The organism is Thomasclavelia ramosa DSM 1402 (assembly GCF_014131695.1).
Lineage (GTDB): Bacteria > Bacillota_I > Bacilli_A > Erysipelotrichales > Coprobacillaceae > Thomasclavelia > Thomasclavelia ramosa.
The window spans coordinates 873319-897020 of record NZ_CP036346.1; the positions used below are offsets into that span (position 1 = coordinate 873319).

24 protein-coding genes and 1 riboswitch are annotated in these 23702 nt (G+C 30.3%); of the genes, 21 read left to right on the plus strand and 3 right to left on the minus strand.

The window, feature by feature from the left end:
• Nucleotides 1-12 precede the first annotated feature (12 nt).
• On the plus strand, nt 13-558 hold the full coding sequence (locus tag EYR00_RS04165; protein ID WP_009299625.1) for a hypothetical protein: 546 nt from the start codon (nt 13-15) through the stop codon (nt 556-558).
• A gap of 17 nt (nt 559-575) precedes the next feature.
• On the opposite strand, the gene EYR00_RS04170 is transcribed toward EYR00_RS04165, so the two are convergent.
• Nucleotides 576-1835 (minus strand): aspartate aminotransferase type Ic, encoded by a 1260-nt coding sequence (locus EYR00_RS04170; RefSeq protein WP_003534800.1) that lies wholly within the window; start codon nt 1833-1835, stop codon nt 576-578.
• 259 nt (nt 1836-2094) lie between these two features.
• Between EYR00_RS04170 and EYR00_RS04175 the strand changes: the two genes are divergently transcribed.
• From EYR00_RS04175 to EYR00_RS04230, 12 genes are all read left to right on the plus strand, one after another.
• Complete coding sequence (locus EYR00_RS04175) at nt 2095-3108, plus strand: aldo/keto reductase (RefSeq protein WP_040434053.1); 1014 nt, start codon at nt 2095-2097, stop codon at nt 3106-3108.
• A 2-nt stretch (nt 3109-3110) separates the two neighbouring features.
• Entirely contained in the window at nt 3111-4265 is a 1155-nt protein-coding gene (locus EYR00_RS04180; RefSeq protein ID WP_003534796.1) for an MFS transporter, read from the plus strand.
• A gap of 53 nt (nt 4266-4318) precedes the next feature.
• Nucleotides 4319-4708: a MerR family transcriptional regulator gene (locus EYR00_RS04185; RefSeq protein ID WP_008792037.1), complete on the plus strand. Its 390-nt coding sequence runs from the start codon at nt 4319-4321 to the stop codon at nt 4706-4708.
• Between the two features lie 229 nt (nt 4709-4937).
• Nucleotides 4938-5237 (plus strand): hypothetical protein, encoded by a 300-nt coding sequence (locus EYR00_RS04190; protein ID WP_003534793.1) that lies wholly within the window; start codon nt 4938-4940, stop codon nt 5235-5237.
• A gap of 116 nt (nt 5238-5353) precedes the next feature.
• Complete coding sequence (locus EYR00_RS04195; RefSeq protein WP_003534789.1) at nt 5354-5569, plus strand: hypothetical protein; 216 nt, start codon at nt 5354-5356, stop codon at nt 5567-5569.
• Entirely contained in the window at nt 5553-6479 is a 927-nt protein-coding gene (locus tag EYR00_RS04200; protein ID WP_003534788.1) for a hypothetical protein, read from the plus strand. The genes EYR00_RS04195 and EYR00_RS04200 overlap by 17 nt, the downstream gene beginning before the upstream one ends.
• Complete coding sequence (locus EYR00_RS04205) at nt 6476-6976, plus strand: LytTR family DNA-binding domain-containing protein (protein WP_003534786.1); 501 nt, start codon at nt 6476-6478, stop codon at nt 6974-6976. Before EYR00_RS04200 ends, EYR00_RS04205 begins: the two co-directional genes overlap by 4 nt.
• 5 nt (nt 6977-6981) lie before the next feature.
• On the plus strand, nt 6982-7341 hold the full coding sequence (locus EYR00_RS04210; protein WP_224209072.1) for a hypothetical protein: 360 nt from the start codon (nt 6982-6984) through the stop codon (nt 7339-7341).
• 239 nt (nt 7342-7580) lie between these two features.
• A complete protein-coding gene (locus tag EYR00_RS04215) occupies nt 7581-7883 on the plus strand; it encodes a transaldolase family protein (protein ID WP_227163500.1) in 303 nt (100 codons plus the stop codon).
• Between the two features lies 1 nt (nt 7884).
• The gene (locus EYR00_RS04220; RefSeq protein WP_020994506.1) at nt 7885-7995 is read left to right on the plus strand and encodes a hypothetical protein; all 111 of its coding nucleotides are present in this window, start codon (nt 7885-7887) and stop codon (nt 7993-7995) included.
• A gap of 433 nt (nt 7996-8428) precedes the next feature.
• Nucleotides 8429-8514: riboswitch (cyclic di-GMP riboswitch) on the plus strand.
• A gap of 154 nt (nt 8515-8668) precedes the next feature.
• Nucleotides 8669-13888, plus strand: coding sequence for a fibronectin type III domain-containing protein (locus EYR00_RS04225; RefSeq protein WP_003534780.1), 5220 nt, complete (start codon nt 8669-8671; stop codon nt 13886-13888).
• Nucleotides 13888-15126: a hypothetical protein gene (locus EYR00_RS04230; RefSeq protein WP_003534778.1), complete on the plus strand. Its 1239-nt coding sequence runs from the start codon at nt 13888-13890 to the stop codon at nt 15124-15126. Before EYR00_RS04225 ends, EYR00_RS04230 begins: the two co-directional genes overlap by 1 nt.
• Nucleotides 15127-15182: 56 nt before the next feature.
• On the opposite strand, the gene EYR00_RS16040 is transcribed toward EYR00_RS04230, so the two are convergent.
• Complete coding sequence (locus EYR00_RS16040; protein ID WP_081446361.1) at nt 15183-15356, minus strand: LytTR family transcriptional regulator DNA-binding domain-containing protein; 174 nt, start codon at nt 15354-15356, stop codon at nt 15183-15185.
• Between the two features lie 426 nt (nt 15357-15782).
• Nucleotides 15783-16100 (minus strand): hypothetical protein, encoded by a 318-nt coding sequence (locus EYR00_RS04240; RefSeq protein WP_003534771.1) that lies wholly within the window; start codon nt 16098-16100, stop codon nt 15783-15785.
• Between the two features lie 289 nt (nt 16101-16389).
• Between EYR00_RS04240 and EYR00_RS04245 the strand changes: the two genes are divergently transcribed.
• The 8 genes from EYR00_RS04245 to EYR00_RS04280 all read left to right on the plus strand — a co-directional run bounded on the left by EYR00_RS04245 (nt 16390) and on the right by EYR00_RS04280 (nt 23671).
• Entirely contained in the window at nt 16390-17151 is a 762-nt protein-coding gene (locus tag EYR00_RS04245) for a DeoR/GlpR family DNA-binding transcription regulator (protein ID WP_008792019.1), read from the plus strand.
• A 126-nt stretch (nt 17152-17277) separates the two neighbouring features.
• Nucleotides 17278-19632, plus strand: coding sequence for a glycyl radical protein (locus EYR00_RS04250; RefSeq protein ID WP_003534769.1), 2355 nt, complete (start codon nt 17278-17280; stop codon nt 19630-19632).
• Nucleotides 19619-20536, plus strand: coding sequence for a glycyl-radical enzyme activating protein (locus tag EYR00_RS04255; protein WP_003534768.1), 918 nt, complete (start codon nt 19619-19621; stop codon nt 20534-20536). The genes EYR00_RS04250 and EYR00_RS04255 overlap by 14 nt, the downstream gene beginning before the upstream one ends.
• Before the next feature lie 13 nt (nt 20537-20549).
• A complete protein-coding gene (locus tag EYR00_RS04260; protein WP_003534767.1) occupies nt 20550-21230 on the plus strand; it encodes a fructose-6-phosphate aldolase in 681 nt (226 codons plus the stop codon).
• A 487-nt stretch (nt 21231-21717) separates the two neighbouring features.
• The gene (locus EYR00_RS04265; protein WP_040434045.1) at nt 21718-22209 is read left to right on the plus strand and encodes a transcription termination/antitermination NusG family protein; all 492 of its coding nucleotides are present in this window, start codon (nt 21718-21720) and stop codon (nt 22207-22209) included.
• Nucleotides 22193-22708 carry a transcription termination/antitermination NusG family protein gene (locus EYR00_RS04270; protein ID WP_040434043.1) on the plus strand — a complete coding sequence of 172 codons (516 nt, stop codon included), beginning with the start codon at nt 22193-22195 and terminating at the stop codon, nt 22706-22708. Before EYR00_RS04265 ends, EYR00_RS04270 begins: the two co-directional genes overlap by 17 nt.
• A gap of 150 nt (nt 22709-22858) precedes the next feature.
• Complete coding sequence (locus tag EYR00_RS04275) at nt 22859-23098, plus strand: hypothetical protein (RefSeq protein ID WP_003534764.1); 240 nt, start codon at nt 22859-22861, stop codon at nt 23096-23098.
• A gap of 12 nt (nt 23099-23110) precedes the next feature.
• Nucleotides 23111-23671, plus strand: coding sequence for a PglD-related sugar-binding protein (locus EYR00_RS04280; RefSeq protein WP_003534762.1), 561 nt, complete (start codon nt 23111-23113; stop codon nt 23669-23671).
• Nucleotides 23672-23702: the final 31 nt, after the last annotated feature.

Genomic DNA, 23702 nt, shown 5'->3' on the forward strand with positions numbered 1-23702 from the left:
GGAATGATTGAAATGATGAGGATCAAGCTTTATTTAGGAAGTCAGGAACTAGAGAAGTATTTAAATAAAAAAGTACAGCATAATTATATTTTGGAAACTATTATTCCTTTTGGTCTTTTTCAACCTTTAAGATTAGATGTATTAAAATTTAAAAAGAAAAAGGATTTGCAACGTATCTATATTGTTGATTCCAATGACTTAGTATTAATCAAACGTAAATATCAAAATTTGGGATGGCAGTATTTTGAAAATAATTACGCTAATGATGAATTTAATAATGATGCAATCTTCTATTATGATAGTATTGATGAAAAAGAATTGATGAAGATGAATATTAAAGAGTCATGTCATCAAAATGATGTATCAGCGAGTCTAGTAAAAGGTTTATTTTTCGGTACAGTATTTTTAATTTTTTCAGTTATTTGTCCAAATCTAATGATTCATGTAAATAATAATGGTTTAGATTTTATTTTGGGGAATTTATATATTATTACTGCTCTCACATTAATAGTGATGGCTGTAATTGGAAAATTAAGAAATAAAAAGCGAAAGGAATAAGTTTCCTTTCGCTAAGTTTATTTTAATAGTTTTTCTAAACAAGCTAATTGCACACAGATACATAGTAGTTCAGCGGCTTTTGATAATTCATCAACTGAAGGATATGATGGAGCAATTCTAATGTTAGTATCTTGTGGGTCGATTCCATATGGGTAAGTTGCTCCGATAGTTGTTAAAACGACACCAGCATCTTTACATAATTCCCCAATTCGTTTAGCACATCCAGGCATTACATCGAGACTGATAAAATATCCGCCATTTGGTTCAATCCATGAAGCAATTCCTTTACCGCCTAATTCATTATTTAAGTGTTCGATTACACAATCAAATTTAGGTTTTAATAAAACTGCTTGTTTTTTCATATGAGCTTTTAAACCAGCAACATCTTTAAAAAAGTTCAAATGCCTTAATTGATTCATTTTATCTTGCGAGATAGATTGAATCGTTAATCTTTTTTTTATGTCCACAATATTATTTTCACTGGCAACAATACATGATACACCCGCTCCAGCAAAACTGATTTTTGATGTTGAAGCGACCATGATGACCATATCTTCATGCTGATATTTAGGCAATTCGTTAAATATATTTAAAAGGGTATCGCCATGCTCATTCAAATCATGAACACAGTAAGCATTATCATATATAATTCTAAAATCTTTTGCTGCTGGTGTTAAACTGGCAATTGCTTTAATAATATCATCACTATATGTGATTCCTTGAGGATTAGAATATTTAGGAACACAGAACATTCCCTTAACACTTTCATCTTGAAGATGTTTTTTTATTGTCTCAATATCAGGACCATCACTATTCATCGGAATATTGATCATCTCAATTCCGAAATGTTCACAAAAAGCAAAGTGACGGTCATATCCAGGAACTGGACATAAAAATTTTACTTTATCTAACTTTGACCATGGAGTATTTCCCATGACACCAAATAACATAGCTTGACTAAGATAATCATACATCAATGTTAGACTAGACGTTCCACCTACAATAACATTTTTCTCATTTACATCTAATAATTCACCAAAGAATCTTCGCATTGCTGGTAAACCTTCAAGGCCACCATAATTACGGCAATCAATACCATCAATCATATAATCTTCTTGTTTTAATAAACCGAGTGATAAATCTAATTGTTCACTAGCTGGTTTACCGCGTGACATATCTAATTTTAAATCTCTTGCTTTGAAATCAAGATATCTTTTTTCTAATTCTTTTTTTAATTCACATAACTCATTATTGTTCATTTGTGAAAATGCTTTCATTGGCTTTTCCCCCTGTAATCAGCTTGTATATTTAAGACCGTATGTATTGTACCATTATATGTTAATTTTTCAAGATTATTTGCTTAAATTTATCAACATTTATATCTATTTAGTAAAACGAGTAAAATAATGTATTTTACGAAAAACAATCTATTAATTTTATGAATAAGGGAGTTGTTCTTTTTTAGTTAAAACTATTGACTTATAGTTGACTCTAAGTATTAGGATGTATTTATCAAAGATATTGGAGGAAGAGAAAATGGAAACAAGAAAACTCGGTAGTAATTTTGAAATATCAGCAATTGGTCTAGGATGTATGGGAATGACCCATGGTTTTGGTGATGCGAGTGATCAAAAAGAAATGATTGAAGTAATTCGCGGTGCTTATCAAGCAGGAATTACAATGTTTGATACTGCAGAGTGTTATCAAGGTGTTAGTGAAACAGGAGAAATTTTATATAATGAAGATTTAGTTGGACAGGCATTGAGTATCTATCCCCGTGATAATTATCAGATCGCAACTAAGTGTGGAATCAAGGTGATTGATGGAAAGCAGGTTTTAGATGCACGTCCTGAAGTAATTCGCACTTCTTTATCAGAATCACTGAAACGTTTAAAAACAGATTATGTGGATTTATATTATTTACATCGTGTTGATCCTAAAACACCGATTGAGCTTGTTGCTCAAACAATGAAAGAATTGATGGCGGAAGGAAAAATAAAGCATTGGGGATTATCAGAAGCAGGCGTTGAAACAATAAGAAAAGCTCATGCTATTTGCCCACTTACAGTAGTTGAGAGTGAGTATTCGATGATTTTTAGAGAACCTGAAAAAAATGGATTACTTGATACATTAAAGGAATTGAAAATAGGATTTATTCCATTTGCACCATTAGGTAAAGGATTTTTAACAGCAACGATCGACCCTAATCAAACTTTTTCTAAAAATGATACTAGAAGTAAACAACCACGATTTAAAAAAGAGAATATGGCAATAAATCAAGTACTAGTTGAATTGATCAAGAAGTTAGCAAAAGAAAAACAGGTAACTCCAGCTCAAATCGCTTTAGCTTGGGTAATGGCTCAAGGTGATTGGATCGTACCTATTCCAGGAAGTCGAAAGCTAAGTCGGATTGAAGAAAATATTAAAGCCAGCAAAGTTATTTTAGATGAGGTTGATTTGAAAAATATAAAAAGAGCATTAGATAATATGGATTTAAAGGCAGAACGTTGGGATCCAAATTCTGATAATGCTAAACGAGTAGGAAAATAGTCGTGAAAGAAAAACTTTGGACAAAAAAGTATCTATTATCAGTAATAATTCTTTTCGCAATATGCCTTTGTTCCAATATTGTATTGTCGGTTCTAACGATTTTTGCTAAAAATTTAACTGGATTAGATACATACGCAGGATTGATGACATCAATTTTTACTTTGGCAGCTTTGTGTGTTCGTTTTATTGCGGGTATTTTGTTAGATAAATTTGGGTGTAAAAAAGTAATATTAGGTGGTATAACGTTGATGATGGCTGCAGCATTTTTCTTTATTGACTGTAAGCAAATTGAATTGGCGATTATTTATCGAATAATGCAAGGGATTGGGTTTGGAATAGCTTCAACTGGGGCTAGTACATATGTTGCCAAAATGTGTCATCCTAATCGATTATTAGAAGGGGTTAGTTATGCTTCTATTGCCAACAGTTTAACAGGGGTAGTAGGACCATCGATTGCTTATAGTATTTTAGGAGCTAATTATGATCGCTTTAAATTGCTTTTTATTGTTTCATTATTAATTTGTATTTTAACTTTTGGGTTAATGCTGCTGGGTAAAGATGTATCAATTGTTAGCATAGAAAATCAAAATAAAGAGAAAGAAACTATTAATTGGCTTATTTTAATTGTTCCGATTTTAGTATTATTCTTTAATTCCTTGACGCAAAGTGCAATTACCTCATTTGTTTCTCTATATGCAATTAGTCTTGGATTTGCTGGAGCAGGAATGTTTTTTTCAGTAAATGCAATTGGAATGATTAGTTCGCGTTTTATTATGAATAGACTAGTTATTCATTTTGGTGAGTTCAAAATGTTGTTATTAAATTCTTTATTATTTTTTATTAGTGTATATTTAATTGGTCAAGTAACTAGGATGTACCAACTCCTGTTTTTAGCGCTTCCCGCTGGATTTGCAACTGGAGCTGTTGCCCCGATTGTTAATACATTTTTAATTAAGCGAATGCCGGAAAGTAAAAACGGTATTGCTAATGCGACATATTATGCTGCAATGGATATTGGGTATGCAATTGGTTCAGTTGTTTGGGGAATTATTGCTGCCTTTAGTGGTTATCGGATGATTTTTTATCTTGGGGCATTAATGCAAATAGTTGGTGTCATTCTTTGCTTAGCTCAAATGAAGATTTATCGATTAAAATAAAAATTGAAGGTCTACAAATTATGACTTATAATTATATAAAGAGGGTGATGAAAATGACAATTGCAGAAGTTAGTAAAAAATTTGGGATTAGTTCGACAACATTACGATATTATGAAAAAATTGGATTAATGAATCCTGTAGCAAAAAATATTAGTGGTCATCGAGATTATCAGGAACCGGATTTGCGTCGAATCAATTTTATTAAATGTATGCGGGCTGCTGGAATGACAATTGAGCAAATAAAGTTGTATGTAGATTTATTTAATGAAGGAGAGCATACGATTTCTCAAAGAAAAGATATTATGATCGAACAATTAGGAAATTTAGAAGCACAAGTTGAAGAATTACAGTCGATCATCAGCTATTTAAAGCATAAAATAGATAATTATGAAAGTACTCTAGTAAAAAGAGAAATGGAGCAGCGGAATAAACTAAAAGGGTAGTTTGTTTTTAAAGCTGGATTGGTAGAAAAAATACTTATCATATGATAGAATATAAATAGTAAATGAATTACTTCCCAGATCTCGTAGAATGTTATTATTCTACGGGATTTTCTTTTTATAAAATGTTATAATTTAGATGATTAAGTAAAAAAATTATTCAAAGTCAAATTTGTTACTAATAATAAGGTAAAGTTTTTTTAGTTAAATTGATATAGTCGGAGGTAGAAGAATGAATATTTATTATATTATTGGGGCGGTTGCAATCATTTTAATCTTATTATTTGTATATTGGTATAGTCACCGTAGTAATAAAGAACCACATGAGTATATTTTAGTTGTATCATTTGACGATGGCTATTATTATGATTTATGTGAAGATGAGAGATTTAAAAAATTAGCTCAATTTGAAAAGAATAATAACGAATTTATTGCCAAGACAAAATTAAATGAAGTTTATTTAAAAAAGGAAATTGGTAAAATTTTAGAGATGGATCTAGCTAAGCTGCATGTAATTATAAAACGTTGGTAATCACAGTATTTACTGTGATTTTTTTGTAATTCAGGCTAATTTAATGCAATTTAGACCAAAAGGCATGAAACAATCTAAATTATTAGATATACTTGAAGTAGAGAGAGGTAATAATTATGGGAATTGGTTTAATCGCATTAGCATTTATTTTTATGTATGGTCTTAAATTAACGATCAATGATGTAAATTTAATTCCTGCCTATATTTCGGCTCTTTTGATGATTTTAGGACTTTTATGTATCCGTAAACGGTTAAGAGAAAAGTATCTTGATTATGCATTAATTTTAACAATAGCTTTATGTATAGTAATTTTTATTGAACCAAGGTATTGATTTTAATGAATTTGTTTTTGTTAAAGGATTGATTAGTTTTGCAATGTTATATTTTGTATTAAAAGGAATTGAGAGAATAAGTAGCGATTATATTGAAATTGAAAAATATCAAAAACATATTAAAAACTTTATAATTATCAATTTTATTTTATCATTTCCGATATTAAATATTTTATTCGTTTCGTTACTATGGTTTTCTATGATTGGAATCTATGGATATATATTTTATAAGGCTTGCTGCATTACGTATCACTTAAATAAGATAAATCAGTATTTAAGTGAGCGATATACGAAAATTTTAATCAAGCGAGTTCACCCACGAAAGAAAACATATTGGCTAATTGCAATCATAGCTTTGATCATGAGTATAGGTGGAATAACTTTTTTATCTGATCCGATAATGTATCGTTTAGAGGATCGAAGTGTTTTTACAAATTATGCGATTTATGCTTATCGAAATGATGATGTGATCATTGAATATTGTTCTATTTGGAATGAGAGTAATAATAAAACAGGAACACTTAAAACGACCAATACTAAAACTGTTGCATACCCAGGTATTTATATTCGTGATGAACTCATTGAAATTTCTAAACAAGTGAGTATTAAAGTTAATGATAATTCAGTATTGCCGGATGATACTATCGATATTACTAGTGAAAATAATGTATTAAAGAAACCAGACATTCATTTAAAAAATACTAATTTTAAAATACTGAAAGCATATTTGATTCAGGGAAATCATGAATATCAGCTGTATTATAATGAAAAAATTAAGAACAATTATATTTCTGGTTTACCATGTGTTATACCAATTAAAAACGATAATGAGCTAAAAATAAAAATAATTCTATATGATGAAAATAATAAAAGCAAAACATTGTTATATCAATTGGAGCTAAAAAATTGAAATTAATATGTAATGAGAAACATCGTCAAAAATTAGAAACATTTTTTGCTCGTTATCAAGAATTAGATATTATTTTAGTGGAACAAGGAATAGAATATGCAGGGTTATATTATACTTTTACACTCAATAATTTAAAAAGTGTTGAAAGTGATTTAAATGAGATGCTCGAACGGTATTTAATTGGTTATCTTGCTGAGAAGATACATAGGATTAATTATCAAGATATTGTCTATATTGAAGGATTTTCCAAAGAGGCCTATTTAAACACACAGACATGTCAGTACCTATGTCATTATAAACTATATGAATTAGAGCAATTATTAGATAAATATAGCTTTATTCGGATAAATAGGTCGATAATTGTAAATATTAATTATATTGAGTATATGCTGCCTGAACTGAATTCTCGTTATACCTTGTATATGCAAAATGGAATCATGCTAGTCCTAACAAGAAGTTATTTGAAGAAATTTAAAGAAAGGTTAGAAATAAGGTGATTGAAGTGCTAGAAAGAATAGGCATAAATCTATCGTTGAGCTTTATTTATATCTTATTATTTAGGCATCTAATTACTCCTACAGTGATTGTAAACACTGATTTTCAAGTGATTATATTATATTTTTTGTTGGCCCTTTTAATCAGTATTTTTTTAGAGGCATGGCATTATCTAATCATTGATTTAATTGAATATCCTAAAGTAACATTAACAGTGATAGCTATTGGAATGATCGTTTGTTTATTTATAAAAACTAATTTATACATGTTATTTTGTTTAGGGTATGTAGTTATTATGATGTTGACTGATTTTTATCGTACTTATAAGATACAGCAGGCGCTGATTTTATTTAAAAACAAACATTAAAAATTGACGGCAAAGTAGAAAAGTCAACAGTTTTTAAGGGTGATGGGCATGCCATATATCTAGGGTGAAAGTCTCTCGTGAGCGTAGTTGTCGACGAATCATATAGTGATTTGCAAGTTTCACATCATGAGGTGTGGGAGAGCAGAAGTAATAGCGAATCGTTGCTCAAAGGAGATGAACTAAATAACAAATCATATTAAGCGGATGAGTTGCCTTAAAGCAACAAAGTCCAAAAGGCAATCCTGGCAGCCAGAGCCGGAGCAACCTATGTTTCTCCATTTGTTGGAAGAATCGATGATATCTCGATGGACGGACTGCAGCTGATCAGAGATATTGCCGCAATATTCAAAACGCATGATATCAAAGCGCAGATCATCTCAGCCAGTGTCAGAAACGCCTGTCATGTTATCGAATGTGCTAAAGCCGGAGCGGATCTGGCAACTGTTCCTTACAGTGTTATTGAACAAATGCTGAAACATCCTTTGACTGCTGAGGGGATTGAAAAATTCCAAAAAGACTATCGAGCAGTATTTGGAGGCTAATATGGAAGCAGTTGATAGAAAAACAGTCAGTACCATTAGAGTATTATGCGCTGATACTGTTGAAAAGGCAAATTCAGGACATCCGGGACTGCCTTTGAGGCTTCAATTCTAATTGATAAATTGTTTAAAAGATCTGGTCTTAAGTTGATAATATTATTGGGAAAATAAAGAAATTAGTCTTTTAATCGGTGATTAACTGTAATAAATAATATAACGAAAAGATGACCAGCTTATTTAACTAGTCATTTTTTTGTTATATAAAATAAATATCGAAATTTATTACCTGGGAAATTGTATTTATTTTCAAAAAGTTGTTATTAGTTCAATAACTCAAAGGATAAAACACCTTTTATGAGTTGATTTTTAATATATGTAAAAATATGATTTTAAAATAGTAGAGGAGTTGGAATAAAAATAACATGATATAAAGGTGATTATTTTGGTTTTGGAGGTTTTTTTAGTGAAAATAAAATTGTTTTTTTTATAATACATTTTTTAAGCAAACTTTTTGACATTATCACATAGTCATTGTATAATCATGGCGTTCATAAATATGGCAAACTCTTTGAAAAAAGAAGTACGCAAAGCTATAGGGCCTTCATCAATTATGATATGGCAGCCAGTTGCATTCATTCGTGTATGTGTACGCTATTTTTATGTGTGCATTTTTTTTGTGCGCATAAAATAGAAACAGCACAGTAAAAATAAATAACGTAACATTGATTTGCAATGCGAGTTAAGCCCATTAAATGGACAAAAATAACAAATAGGAAAGGAGAATTACAATGAAGAAAATACTTGCTTTTTTTCTTGTCGTAGTTGTTTTGCTGGGGTCAACACAGTTAACTATTTATGCTGATAATGAAAGTCAGGGGCAAGAAATAACTACATCAGTTACAAATGGTGAATCAACAAAAAATGAAAACGATTCTTCAATGATAACTAATGAAAAAACAGTTAATAATGAATCAACGTCGCCAGAAAAAACAGCTGATGTTAAGAATTCTTCAATAACGGGTAAAGTAAAACTGATTATTAATACGCAGTATTTTAAAAAGAATATTAGTACTTTGTCAGCACAATTAGCTAATATTGAACAAACTTACACTGGAGAATTAGATTCGACTAAAGAAAATAGTCAAATCTTTGAATTTAAGAATATTGTTAATGGAACATATACTTTAACAATTCAAGGTGATGGTTATGAAACTGTTAGTAAAGAGGTTGTTGTTAATAACAATGAAACTACTGTAAAGTATGTCAATACAAACTCAGTTGCTGATAATATTGAAGGCAATGGATTTGGTACATTTGCATATGGTGATTTTAATAAGGATGGTAAAATTGATAGCAAAGATAAAAAAATATTATCTACTGCCATTTTTAATAATGATAGTTCTAATTCTTTATTAGATATTGATGATAATAATAAAATTGATTTATTAGATTTACACACTTTTACATATGCTTATAGTGATAATGGAACTACTCAAGTTACAAGATTGGAACCAGTTATTGAAACTCAGCCATTGTTAGTAAACAATGTCTCATTAAATAATGATGAGTTACAAGGAACTTTAGAGGGAAAAATAGAAAATATTTTTAGTGAGACAGCTCAAGAAGAAACGCTTAAGTTAAAGCCAGAAAAAGATGAAGAAATTTCACAAAGTAATCCGATTCAAATGAGTCTTGAAGTTAAAAAGCCAGTAGCAGTTACACAGTTGACGATTCAAGGCACTAAAGAAAATGCAATAACAGAAGGTAGTGTAATTGTTGTCGCTGAGAATGGAGAAGAGATAGAAGCAGTTATCAGTACAGCTAAATCACGTGCTCGCATGGCTTCACGACAAGCAATCGTTCAGGCTGATGGATCAATTGTAATTGATTTAGGAACTCAAATTGCAGTAAAAAAAGTTACGATTAAAGTAACAGGAACATCTTCTAAATCATTAGCAGAAATTTCTAAAGTAGAGTTTTTAAATGGGATGGAAGATCATATTCCTGCTCCAAAATTAGATATTCCGACAGGAATTACAGTTGATGAGTTAGATGAAGAACTCTATATTAAGTGGGATGCATTAAATAACGTTACAGGTTATAAAGTAAAAATAACCTATAATGGTAAGACTGAGGAGCATGCCTCTAATGTCAATTCATTTAATTTAAAATCATTTAACGATAAAGATCTATTAAATGGTAAAACATATAAAATTAGTGTTAAAGCGATTAATGATGCTGATAAAAATTCACTTTGGGAATCAGATTATTCAGCTGCAGTTGAGGCTACACCACAAGCTTCAAAAGTTCCTGATGCACCTGATAATGTAAAAGCAGTTGGTGCTTATCGCTCGATTAATGTATCTTGGAAAGATATGAAGAGTACAGATTCTTACAATGTTTTTTATCGTGAAAAGGGGAATGGAGAGTATATTGAGGCTGTAAGTAAATACGAAGGAACCTCATATACAATCACTTCTTTAAAGGATAATACTAAATATGAAGTATATGTTACTGGTAATAATAAAAAAGGTACAGGGCCAGCTTCTTTAGTAAGTGAAGCAACGACGGTTAATATTTTACCTGCTCAATTACCACAATATAAATTGCTTAATACTTCAAATGGTGAAGGGAAATTATCAAATCATATCAATAATGTTTACTACGGAAATAATGGAGTTACAGAAATCGTAAATAGCCCGTTAGATGAAGTGAGTACGACAACTAATAGCGCTTTAGCTTTAGTAGATGATAACTATGATTCTTATCTACAAATCAATGACTGGGATTTTGGAGTTAGTTATCACCGTAATTGGCGTTTGACGTTTGAATTTGATGATACCTATGAAATGAACTATATTTCATTTGCTGGACCAGTTAATGATAGTAGTATTAATAATATTGGAATTTCATATTATGATGAAAGTGGTAAAGAAGTAGACGCTTCGATCGATGCTTTCAGAAGAAAAACAGATGATAACGGAAGAATTTATTTTATCGCTCATCTTGCGAAACCAATAAAAACTAATAAAGTTAGATTTGGAGTACAAAGTTCAAATCGAACAATGCGTATTTCAGAGTTTAATTTTTATTACTATGATTCATTAGAAGAAGATGTCAATGCTTTATTTACAGATTCATTCCATTTAACTGTAAGAGATGATGTTACTTCTACAACGCTTGATGATTTACAAACTAGATTGAATACACCTGACGAGGTATCACAAGAATTACATCCATTTAAAGATTTAATTCAGTTAGAGCTTAATCAAGCAAGACAAGTTGTTGAGGGAACTGCACTACAAAATATGCAAGAGATTCATAATGGAATTGCAGCAAGTAAACAAGGAAACCTTGGATTTGGAGGATTAAACTCTTGGCAACCGTTAGGATATGTTACATATCCTGGTGATACATTTATCGTTTATGTAGGTCAAGAAGGAAAACGTAATGGACAAGCTGTGAATTTACAACTTGTATATTCGCAATATCATGCTGAATCAGCTTCGTTTGTTAGTAGTCCAATTAGCTTAAAAGTTGGTAAAAATGAAATCAGTATGAAAGAATTACAGTCTATCGGAGTTGAAAAAGGTGGATCTGTGTATGTTCAATATACTGGTAATTCTAATGAAAAGATTGCTGTTAGAGTATCAGGCGGTGAAAAGATTGCTACATTAGATTTATATCAAGTTAGTGATGAAAATGAACGATTAGAAAAAGTAAAAACTTATCTTCAAAGTTTACAAACACAAATTAATAAAATGGCTTCAAAACACGAAGAACTTCATCGTGATGACAATAGTGTTAACTATGATTATGACGAGAAAAATTGTATTTTAGGAGCTACTGAGATTATGCTTGATCATATGCTGTACTCAGTATCAGGTAAACAAATCATGGCTGGTTTAAAAGGTACAACATTAGATGAAAAGGCAAATCAATTATTAAATTCATTAAATGCAATGGATCAAATGATGGAATTATTCTATCAAAATAAGGGGCTTAATGAAAATGCAGCTGCTATTAATGATCGCTATCCTGCTCAGCATTTAAATATCCGTTATCAAAGAATGTTTGCTGGTGCTTTTATGTACGCTGGTGGAAATCATATCGGAATTGAATGGGGTTCAGTATCTGGTTTATCAAATGGAATTCCATTTGAAGCAGCAGAAAATGGAAAATATTTATCGGGTTCTTTATTTGGTTGGGGAATTGCCCATGAAATTGGACATAACATTAATCAAGGAAGTTATGCAATTGCAGAAATAACTAATAACTATTTCTCATTATTATCACAAAATCGTGATTCTAATGATACAACAAGATTTAAATATCCAGATGTTTATGAAAAAGTAACTTCAAATACGGTTGGAATGTCAAGTAATGTCTTTACACAATTGGCAATGTATTGGCAATTACATTTAGCTTATGATCAAAATTATCATTATAAATTATATGATTCACACGAGGAACAATTAAATTCATTGTTCTTTGCTCGAGTAGATTATTATGCTCGTAATCCTGGGAAGGTGAATATTCCTGAAGGTGGTACTGCATTAAAATTAAACAGTGATGCTCAACAAAACTTTGTACGTTTAGCTTCAGCAGCAGCTAACAAAGATTTAACAGATTTCTTTACAGCATGGGGAATTATTCCAAATGAAGAAACTAAAGCATTTATTAGCCAATTTGAAGCAGAAACAGATAAAATACAATATTTAGATGATGATTCAATGGCTTATCGTTTAGATGGTAAAGCTAGAATGTCTGTAGACACTGAAATTAATGCATCATTATCAAATGACAAAAATAGTAATCAAGTAACATTAACTATTTCTAACACAAATAAAGTTGATGGAGCAATGTTAGGTTATGAAATTTTAAGAAACGGTCAAGCAGTTGGATTTGTAAATGCAGAAACTGGTGAAACAACATTTACAGATACTGTTTCAACTGTTAATAATCGTGTTTTTACTTATTCAATCATTGGATATGATAAATTATTAAATCGAACTGCAGAGTTGACTTTAAAACCAATCAAAATTTCTCATGATGGAAGTCTTGATAAAGATCAATGGCTGATTGAAACTAATCTTATTTCAGATAATGATGAAGCAGTTGGTGATGAAGATTCAACACCATGTTTACCAGAACAAAAAGCAGTAAACGATTTAATTGATAACAATTATCAAAATGTTTATAAAGGGAGTACAGATACAAAACAAGGTGAATTTATTGTTTCACTAAATACTTTGGCTGACATAACCGGGGTTAAATTAACTAACCCGTCATTTAATCAAGTACAGATTTATGTAAGTGATGATAAGGACAACTGGACTTTAGTAAAAGAAGACTCATTAAAAACAGGTGAAGAAAATAAATTATATTTTAGCCAGATTGTTAATGATGAATTAGAAAATAATAAATCATTGGTTTCATATTCAAGTAGTTATATTAAGATTGTTGCTGTTGATGAAAATGATATTAGTTTATCGGAAATTGATGTCTTAGGACCAACAGGTGATAATATTGATATGTCGCAAGAAAATAGTATTGGTATATTAAGCGGTGATTATAAACTAGATGCAAATAATACAATTCCAAAGGGATCATTGATCTTTACAGGAACATATGCTGGAAATCCAGCTTATAATGTTGTGGAATTAAGATATAATAAAGATGAAATTTTAAGTGGCTATCAAGCTATTTTTGCAGAAGATCCTGGAGATGGGGATCTAGCTGATGTTAGTGAAGGAACTTGGATTTATTATTTAATTCCTGAAACTGATGAAACTGGAAAAATCATAGAAAATAGCTTTGGATATCAAGATGATGAAGGAAATTTTGTTAAAGTTGAACTTCCTGGCTCAATTAAACCAGAGTTGTATCGCGTTAACGATGCTCAAACAAATGCTGGTCAACGTTTAGTAAGTGATTCTTTTGAAGTGAAAATTCCAACTGAATTACCTTCAATCACAATCGGAAATCAAAAGAGAGGTGGTAAATAATGAAAAAAATATTTCAATTTTTTATAGCTGTAGTAATGTGTTTATCTTTATCAACTAATATTTATGCTATTAATGATAATGAACACGAAATTACAACAGATAAGCCACATATTATTTTGACACCTAATCAAGCTGGCGATGAGTTGACAGTAAAACTACATTTAAGTCAAGAAATGTTTGAACGTCAAATTGCAACGATGCATTTATCTATTAATACGTCAAAATCAATTCAAGAATATCAAAATGCATTTATGTTGGACGAAGGATTAAAGAAGCTAGCTTCAATATATGATTATAATCTTTCCGAAAATAAAATCGATTTGTTATTATCGAATAAAACTAAGTTATTTGAACAGCAAGAGATTACTTTAGGAACAATTAGAATTGATAGTAATAAAGATTTTGAAATAGAATTTACACCAGCAAAAATTACATATGTATATGTAAATGATAAAGCTGAAAATAGTATAGAATTCGATTGTCCAGCAGTAATATTATCAAGTGTGTCTGGTGGTGACTCAGGAGATAATGGACAAGATCCTGCTGATAAAATAACTGTAGAAACTGTGGTTGAGCACTTAGGTGGGAGTAAATTAGAGCTTGCTGAAGAATCGCAAAAAGTAGTTCAAACAAGCGTGATGAGTTATTTAAATAAACACTATGCAGAAATTTTAGGAAATTTACCTGAGGGAACTGTTATTAAAGCTCAACTTTCATTGAAAAATCTAACAGAAAGTGACATAACGATAGATCAGAAAGATAAGATTGAAAAAGTTTTAGAGGATGGAGCGAAAATATTAGCTTATTACGATATTTCTATTACGGCTACAGCTTATTCAAAAGATGACGTGATCATCCCAGAAATAAATGGTGTAGAAATTAGTGAAATGGCGTCTCCAATCAAATTATCTATGACAATTCCTAGTGAATTTATTAAGAAAAACCGTCAATTTGGAATAGTTAGACTGCACGATAATGAAGCTAATGGCTTAAAATCTAGCTTAGCAAATGAAAATATTATTACTTTTGAGACTGATCGTTTTTCAATCTATACATTAGTCGCTAAGGACTATACACAAGCAGAAGTAAATAAAGATCCAGATGTATTAAATAATTCTATTGTTAAAACTGGTGATGACACTTCATCAATGTTACCAATGATTTTTATGGCAGCTTCATTGTTAGTGATTATTGGAATTTTAGAAATGAAAAGAAGAGAAGTAAATAGACAAAAGTAGTTATAACGAAAAAGAGAAATTATGCTAAATAGGCATTTCTATTTCTCTTTTTTATTTTAATTAGTATTTTTAAATTTCCGACCAATCGGAATAGCTATTTTATTTTTTAAAACTATTTCATTACTTTTTCGAATAACAATGTGGTTTTGATTAACAATATAGCTCTTGTGAACTTGAATAAATTGATTAACAGCTAATTCACCGAGTAATTGACTAAGTTTTTTCGAAATTTATATTGACCAAGCTGAGTGTGGATAATTAAATAGTAACTAATGATTCAATCCAAATTATTTGATTGATTTTTATTTGAATATAAGAATACCCAATTTTAAAAGTTAAAATTTGTTCAATATTTTTATGCAGGTTTAATAACAAAGAAATAGCGTGATTAAGCTCTGTTTCTAAATCATTTTTTTCCAATAAAGCATAAAGGATGGTAACTTAATGAAAGGAACACTAATTCTTGATTATCAATGATAAATATAATTGAGTGGCTATCCATTTTGGGTGGAGAAAAATTTTTTTCAGGTCATGAATAGATGTAATTTCTTTAAAAATGATTACTTGTTTTTTCAATATATTCAGCAAAACGCATGTCTTTATTAGCTAAAGCTTCTTTTAAGTGATAGGGATCCTGGATTTTAACGCCTTGAGCCTCAATAAATTTGATTGCATAGTATATAAATATCACTGTATGATAGGGCAATCTTTGCAATATTAACTAGCGGTATTTGAATGTCAAATGTTGGTTCCCAGTTAAAAATAATGAGGTAAAATTGTTGGTAATTAAACCATAAATTTTGATTACTGCAATATTTAAAATATTTTTTATCAATGACAATAATTTGTCGATTTCCGTAACCGGCAGTGACAATGATTATTGCAATCATCATAAAAATAATGGTCGGTGAATACAATTCTGGATTTTGTAGATAAAAAATTAAGCTTTTTGAATGTGTTTGAAAAAATGGCATAGAGTAGATCCAGACCCAAAATACTAATAATAAATTCAACTAAAATTCGTTTGCGACTTACTAAACAGCCAATTGTTTTAATAATAATCCCTCCTTACACTTATCATTTTATTACGTTTAATAATTTTATTAATAACTTTGACCTCAATTACTTAAGTATAAGCTAAACAGTGGATAAAAAGATAGTTAAAAAAGGGGCTGAAAAGTATTAGGCATATTTATAAATTTTATAGTCATTGTATTTTATTTTAAATAATGGCATAATACTAACAAAGAAGGGATGATCATGATGTTACAACAAGAACGGCATAATCAGATTATTGCTAAACTAGATTTAGAAGGGCAAGTAAGAGTTAGAGATTTAAGTAAGGATTTTAATGTAACCGAAGATTGTATTCGTAAAGATTTAACAATACTAGAAAAAAATGGAAAATTAAAGAGAATTCATGGTGGAGCAACACAGATACGAACTAATCTTCATCGTGTTAATGTCGGTGAGCGAATTGGTTTAAATTCACCTGAAAAGAAGCTTATTGCTCAAAAAGCAGTTGAAATAATTGAGCCGGGAACAATGGTTTTTTTAGGAATTTCAACAATTAATATTGAGTTGGCAAAACTTATCTATCAGCGTGATATGAACGTAACGGTTGTAACTAATATGATTGAATTGATCAATATTTTTAGAGGTGAATGTCGAGCAAGATTGATTTTTATTGGTGGAGAATTTAATAATCCTAAAGACGGATTCTTAGGTGCAATTACTATAGACCAAATAAAGAGTTATAAATTTGACTTGTCATTTTTAGGTGTGGTTGGAATTGACTTACATTCAGGAAATATTACAACTTATGATATCGATGATGGATTAACTAAAAAGCAAGTGATTAATTCTAGTAAAAAGAGTTATATGTTGGCTGAAACGGCAAAATTAAAATTAGACGGGAATTATGTTTTTTCTCATATAGATGATTTTACGGGAATTATTTGTGAAAAGGCGGTAACGCTTCAACAACGGGAACTTATTAATAAATATGGATTAGATATTTTATGATAAAGTGGTTTAAAGCCACTTTTTTATTATTTTTTATTGAAAATATATTGAAAAATATTGTATATGTATTATAATTCAATTACAAACAATAAAAAACGATAAAAAATGAGATGAGGAGAATTAGCTATGGATAATTTAGAACAAACTCCAAGAATTACTTTATTAAAGGAAAAAATGTTAAATGAACCACGTTATGTTTCAATTGAACAGGCACGAATTATAACGAGGATTTATCAAGAAAATGAAAGCTTATCAATTCCTAAAAAAAGAGCGTTATCTTTGAAAGCAGCATTAGAAGAATTAGAAATTGGCGTAGAAAAAGAAGAGTTGATTGTTGGGAATCGCACTAAAGGTGTTAGGTACGGAGTAGTATTTCCAGAAAGTGGATGTTCTTGGGTTAACAAAGAGTTTGAGACTTTACCAACAAGACCACAAGATAAATTCCGAATAAAAAAGGAAGATGTAAAAGAATTTAAGGAGATAATTTATCCATATTGGCAAGACCGTTCATTGGAAGATGTCATAAAAGAGAATTATGGTGAGGAAATTAATGCAATTGCTAAAGTTGTTAAAATTAATCAAAAAGATCATGCTCAAGGACACATTTGTCCAGATACGAAGACTTGGCTAGAGCTTGGACCAAAAGGATTGATGACAAAAGCTTATGAAAAGTTAAAAAATTGTGATGAAAATCAAAAGGAATTTTATGAATGTACAATTATTGTTTTAGAAGGTGTCTGCCATTTTATGATGCGTTATCATGATTATATTTTGACAATGTTGGAAAGTCTGGAAGATGATAATAAGAAATCTTTACAAAGGGTTGCAGATATTTGTGCAAATCTTGCTAGTCGACCTGCTCAGTCATTTCATGAGGCTGTACAATCACTTTGGTTTTTATTTGTTGTTCTACACATGGAGTCTAATGCATCATCATTTTCTCCTGGAAGAATGGATCAATATCTTTATCCTTATTATCAAAAAGATATTGAAAAAGGAATTATATCAAAGCAAGAGGCATTAGAAATATTAGAGTGTTTGTGGTTAAAGTTTAATCAAATTGTGTATTTGAGGAATCAGCACAGTGCAAAATATTTTGCTGGTTTTCCAATCGGATTTAATATAGCGATTGGTGGAATTGATGAAAATGGATGCGATATTTATAATGAGTTATCACTACTGTTATTAAAAGCACAATACCATCTAGGATTACCACAACCTAATTTATCAGTAAGATTAAATAAAAATTCTTCACATGAACTAATACAGGAAGCAATCAAAGTAGTTGCTAAAGGTAGTGGGATGCCACAGTTCTTTAATGATGAGGCAATTGTAAATAGTATGATTAAAGATTTAGGTATTGAAGAAAAAGATGCAAGAAATTATGCAATTGTTGGATGTGTTGAATTAACGACACATGGAAACAATTTGGGCTGGTCTGATGCTGCAATGTTCAATTTAAATAAAGCGCTGGAATTAACTATGAATCATGGAAAATGTCTTTTAACTAATGAACCAATAGGTTTGGATCTTGGAAGTATTGAAACCTATGAGAGTTTTGAGGATTTGGAAAATGCTTTTCAAAAACAAATTGATTATTTTATAGAAAAAATGATGAAAGCTGAGATTGTTGTAGAAAAAGCTCATCAAGATTGCTTGCCGACAGCTTTTTTATCAACGGTCATTGATTCTTGTTTAGAAAAGGGAGTAGATGTAACACGTGGTGGGGCAAAATACAATCTTTCAGGGATCCAGATGATACAAATTGCAAATTTAGCTGATTCACTTGCAGCAATCAAGGTACTCGTATATGATGAAAAGATGATTACCAGACATGAATTATTAGAAGCATTACAAGCAGATTTTAAAGGATATGAAATTATCCAAACGATGCTTTTAAATAAAGTACCGAAGTATGGCAATGATGTAAAATGGGTCGATGAATTAGGTGCTAAATGGGCTGGTTATTTTAGGGAAAGAATGAAAGATTATACAAATTATCGCGGTGGTCTATATCATACCGGAATGTATACAGTAAGTGCTCATGTTCCAATGGGTGAAAATGTAGGTGCATCACCTGATGGTAGAAATGCTTTGACACCATTGGCTGATGGTGGAATGTCACCAGTTTATGGAAGAGATATGGCAGGACCAACTGCAGTTTTAAAATCGGTATCACGTATGAAGGATTCGTATACAACAAATGGGGGCTTGTTAAATATGAAATTTTTACCAGAGTTTTTTAAAACTGAAACAGGAATGATGAAATTTGAAAACTTTTTAAGAGCATTTGTAGATTTAAAAATTCCACATATTCAATTCAATGTAGTACGACGTGAAGATTTGTTGGATGCGAAGCTTCATCCGGAACAACATAGGTCATTAACGATTCGGGTTGCAGGATATACAGCTTATTTTGTAGAACTGGCTGGTAAGCTGCAAGATGAGATTATTGAAAGGACGGCTTATGAAGATATCTAAAGCTTTAGTATTTGATATCAAAAGATTTGCTGTTCATGACGGATATGGATTAAGAACAACAGTTTTTTTTAAAGGCTGTCCATTAAGGTGCAAATGGTGTCAAAATCCAGAAGGATTATCATCTCAAAGAAGACCAATATATTTTGAAAATAGTTGTATTCATTGTCAAAGATGTGTGGAGTTTTCTAAAAAAAATCAAATTAAATATGAAAATAATCGTCCGTATTTCAATTTGCAATATGAAGGAACTTTTGATAATTTGGTAAAAGCTTGTCCAGGTAATGCTATTCGTTATGATAGTGAAGCGTATGATATAAAACAATTAATGGAAAAAATCAAGGAAGATAGAGTGTTTTTTAGAGATGATGGTGGTGTGACATTTTCTGGAGGGGAACCGCTTATGCAAGGAGAATTCTTGTATGAGATTTTAAAAGCTTGTCAAGAAGAGAAAATTCATACTGCGATTGAAACAACTATGTATGGATCATTAGAATTAATCAAAAAAATACTCCCATATCTTGATTTAATATATATTGATTTAAAAGTTTTTGATGAAAAGAGACACATGGAATTAACTAACGTTTCATCAAAAATGATAAAACAGCATATTGAATATATTTTAGAAAGTGAATATAGAAACAAAGTTATAATCAGAACACCATTGATACCGACAATGACGGCGACTGATCATAATATAAAAAGTATTGCAAATTTTCTTGTTAATATTTATCCAGAAGTTAAATACGAATTGTTGAATTACAATCCATTAGCTTTTGCAAAATATGAATTAGTTGATCTGGAATATGAAGTTGATAAACAATTGAAGATGTTTGATAAAGAACAGATGGAACATTTTCATCAGTTAGTTTATCAAACAGGTTTAAAAAATTTAATCATAGAATAAGGAGAAGATAAAAATGGAATTTATTATTGATACTGTGAATTTAGAGGAAATTAAAGATGCTATAGATCATATGCCGATCGTAGGGGTGACAAGCAACCCTTCTATTGTAAAAGTAACTGCACCAGAAAACTTCTTTGATCACATGAGAAAAGTAAGGGATATTATTGGAAAAGATAGAAGCTTACATGTTCAAGTGATTTCTAAAAATTGTGATGAGATGGTTAATGAAGCACATCGAATTTTAAAGGAAATTGATAATCGAGTTTATGTGAAGATTCCTGTATCATATGAAGGAATCAAAGCTATCAAGATTTTAAAAGCAGAAGGCATCAATGTTACAGCAACTGCTGTTTACGACCTGATGCAGGCATATATGGCATTGGCAGCCGGGGCTGATTATATTGCTCCATATGTTAATCGAATTGGGAACCTTGGTAGTGATCCGTTTGAATTAATCAATGAGTTGTCAAATCGAATCGTGATGGATGATTATGATTGTAAGATTTTAGCAGCCAGTTTCAAAGGTGTCCAGCAAGTAAGAGATTCTTTTAATAGTGGAGCCCAAGCAATTACAGCACCAGTCAGTGTTCTAAAAGCGATTTTTAATAATCCAAATATTGAAAAAGCTGTAGATGATTTTAATCAAGACTGGTATAGTGTTTATGGAGAAAATAAAGGAATTTGTGATTTATAAACATCCTTGAATAAATAGGAAAATATACATATAGAAAAAGCGCTCAATTATAGTGAATTACTATAGATAAGCGCTTTTTTTATTTTTCGCAGAACACTATATTCTACGAAAAAATCAGAATCTTAAAAGAATATCAATTTATTATTGCTATCTCAAAAAGAATAAATATTTCATTTATCGTTAATTTTGGATAAAATGATTAACACAAATAAATTTATTATGATGAAAATAAGAATTGATTAATTTTATCTAACGATTTTCAAATATTTTTTCATTATTAATTTGTTTTTTAAACACATCGAACTATAAAAACATTAGTTATTTACTGTTAAAATCATCGGATAAAACAGACTATTATCTTAATAGCTCAAATACCTGATAATTACTGTCAATTCGTCGCTTTTTTATTTGAAACAACAACAATTTATGATATAATTCGGTTCGTAGAATATAGTGTTCTGCGAAAATGGAAGGGTTGGAGGTAACAATGTATTGGTACGTAGCCAGATTCAAAACTGGTAGAACTAAAAAACTTGTTAGTACTTTAAACAAACAAGTGAACATGAATGCCTTTATACCGAAAAGTGAAAGATGTTTTGGTAGAGGGGAAACAGCTGAGTTTATAGTTAAGGAAATATATCCTGACTATGTATTTATCAAGAGTGATCTTGATCAAGAAGCTTTTGATGAACAATTTAAAGAGTATTTTAAAACGATTAATGGATTAGTAGATTTACTTGAGTATAAAGATACATATCCATTAACTAGTGAAGAGCAGTCTTTACTAGTTAAGTTATTAGATAATACTGATACGATCAAACATACAAAAGGAGTTATAGTGGATCGAAGATTCGTTCCCACTGATGGTCCTTTAGTAGGTTTAGAAGATATGATCAAAAAAGTTGATAAATATAGAAGATTTGCAACATTAGATACAGAAATTCTTACTGGAAAACTACTTGTTGCGATTGATTATTAAGATGAACTGGTATGTCTTATATGTATTCAGTAATAAAACTAATAAAATACTATCTAATTTGAATCAAAGAAAAGAACTTACTGCCTTTATTCCTAAAACTGAAGTATTTCATAGGCAAGCAAAGAAAAAGACTACTAAAGATATGTTTGATAACTATATCTTTGTAAAGTCAGATTTAAAACAAAATGATTTTAATGATCTTTTATTGTCTATGAAAGATAAGAATGATGGACTGATTAAACAATTAGAGAATGCTGAAGTATCTGCTTTAAGAGAAAAAGAAATAGAGTTCTTTAATAATGTATTAGATAAAGATAATGTCGCTAGAGTATCTGTTGGTTACCAAGAAGAGGGTAAGACGATTATAACAGAAGGTCCCCTACTACATTATCAAGATTATATCGTTAGAGTCATGAAACATCATTGTACAGCACAACTAGATTTACCTTTCTTTGATAGAAAGATTATTCTAGGAGTTGAACTTATAAGCAAGAATTAACTGTTACTCAGGTTAACTTGATAACACATTAGTTCTGAACATAAAGTCTAGATTATTTGGGGTAAGGGGGAATTGTATCTTCTACCTCATAAATATGACTAAAACAGGCGATGAACCTGTTTTTTTATGTTCAAAAAGGAGGTATAAAGAGTGACTAAAATATTAGAAAAAATAGAATCAGAAGTGATATGTATTATTGATGATAAACAATACCAATATACAAATGGTAAAGAGGCTTATCAGCAATTAACAAACAACTACTCTATTACATCTATTAAAGCTTTTAATAATCAAATCATCATAAACTTAAATCCAAAAGAGAATAACAAAGAACAAGATTGGCAAGAAGAATATAAGAAACAATTTGGTGTAGAACCAAGTTTCTTTTAAGGGAGAGTGAAAATGAATCTATTAATTATAGGAGCAGGCGGACATGGTAGATGTTGTCTAGATATAGCTAGAGATATGAATATCTTTGATAAGATATCTTTTCTTGATGATCAAAATATTAATGAAGTTATAAATGATTGTAAAATCATTGGTTCTATTGATGAAATGAGTTCTTATTATCCCGAGTATACTCATATTCATATTGCTATTGGCAATAACAGTGTTAGAAGCAAACTGCTTTTACAAGCTAAAGAAATAGGCTATTCATTGCCTATACTACAACACTCTTCAAGTGTTGTATCAAATTATGCTTCTATTAATGAGGGAACAATTATATTTCCTCATGCAGTAATAGAACCTAATGCAACTATTGGTAAGGGATGTATTATTACTGCAAATACAACTATTAATCATGATGCAATGATCAATGATGGCTGTCTAATATATAGCAATTCTATAATTAGACCAATGTCAGTCATAGGAAGTAACACAAGAATAGGAAGTGGATGTACGATTACTTTTGGTACAGACATAAAAGAAGAAACTGATATTAAAGATGGCTCAATAATTTGATCATCTTTTTAATTGAAATAAAACAGGGAGG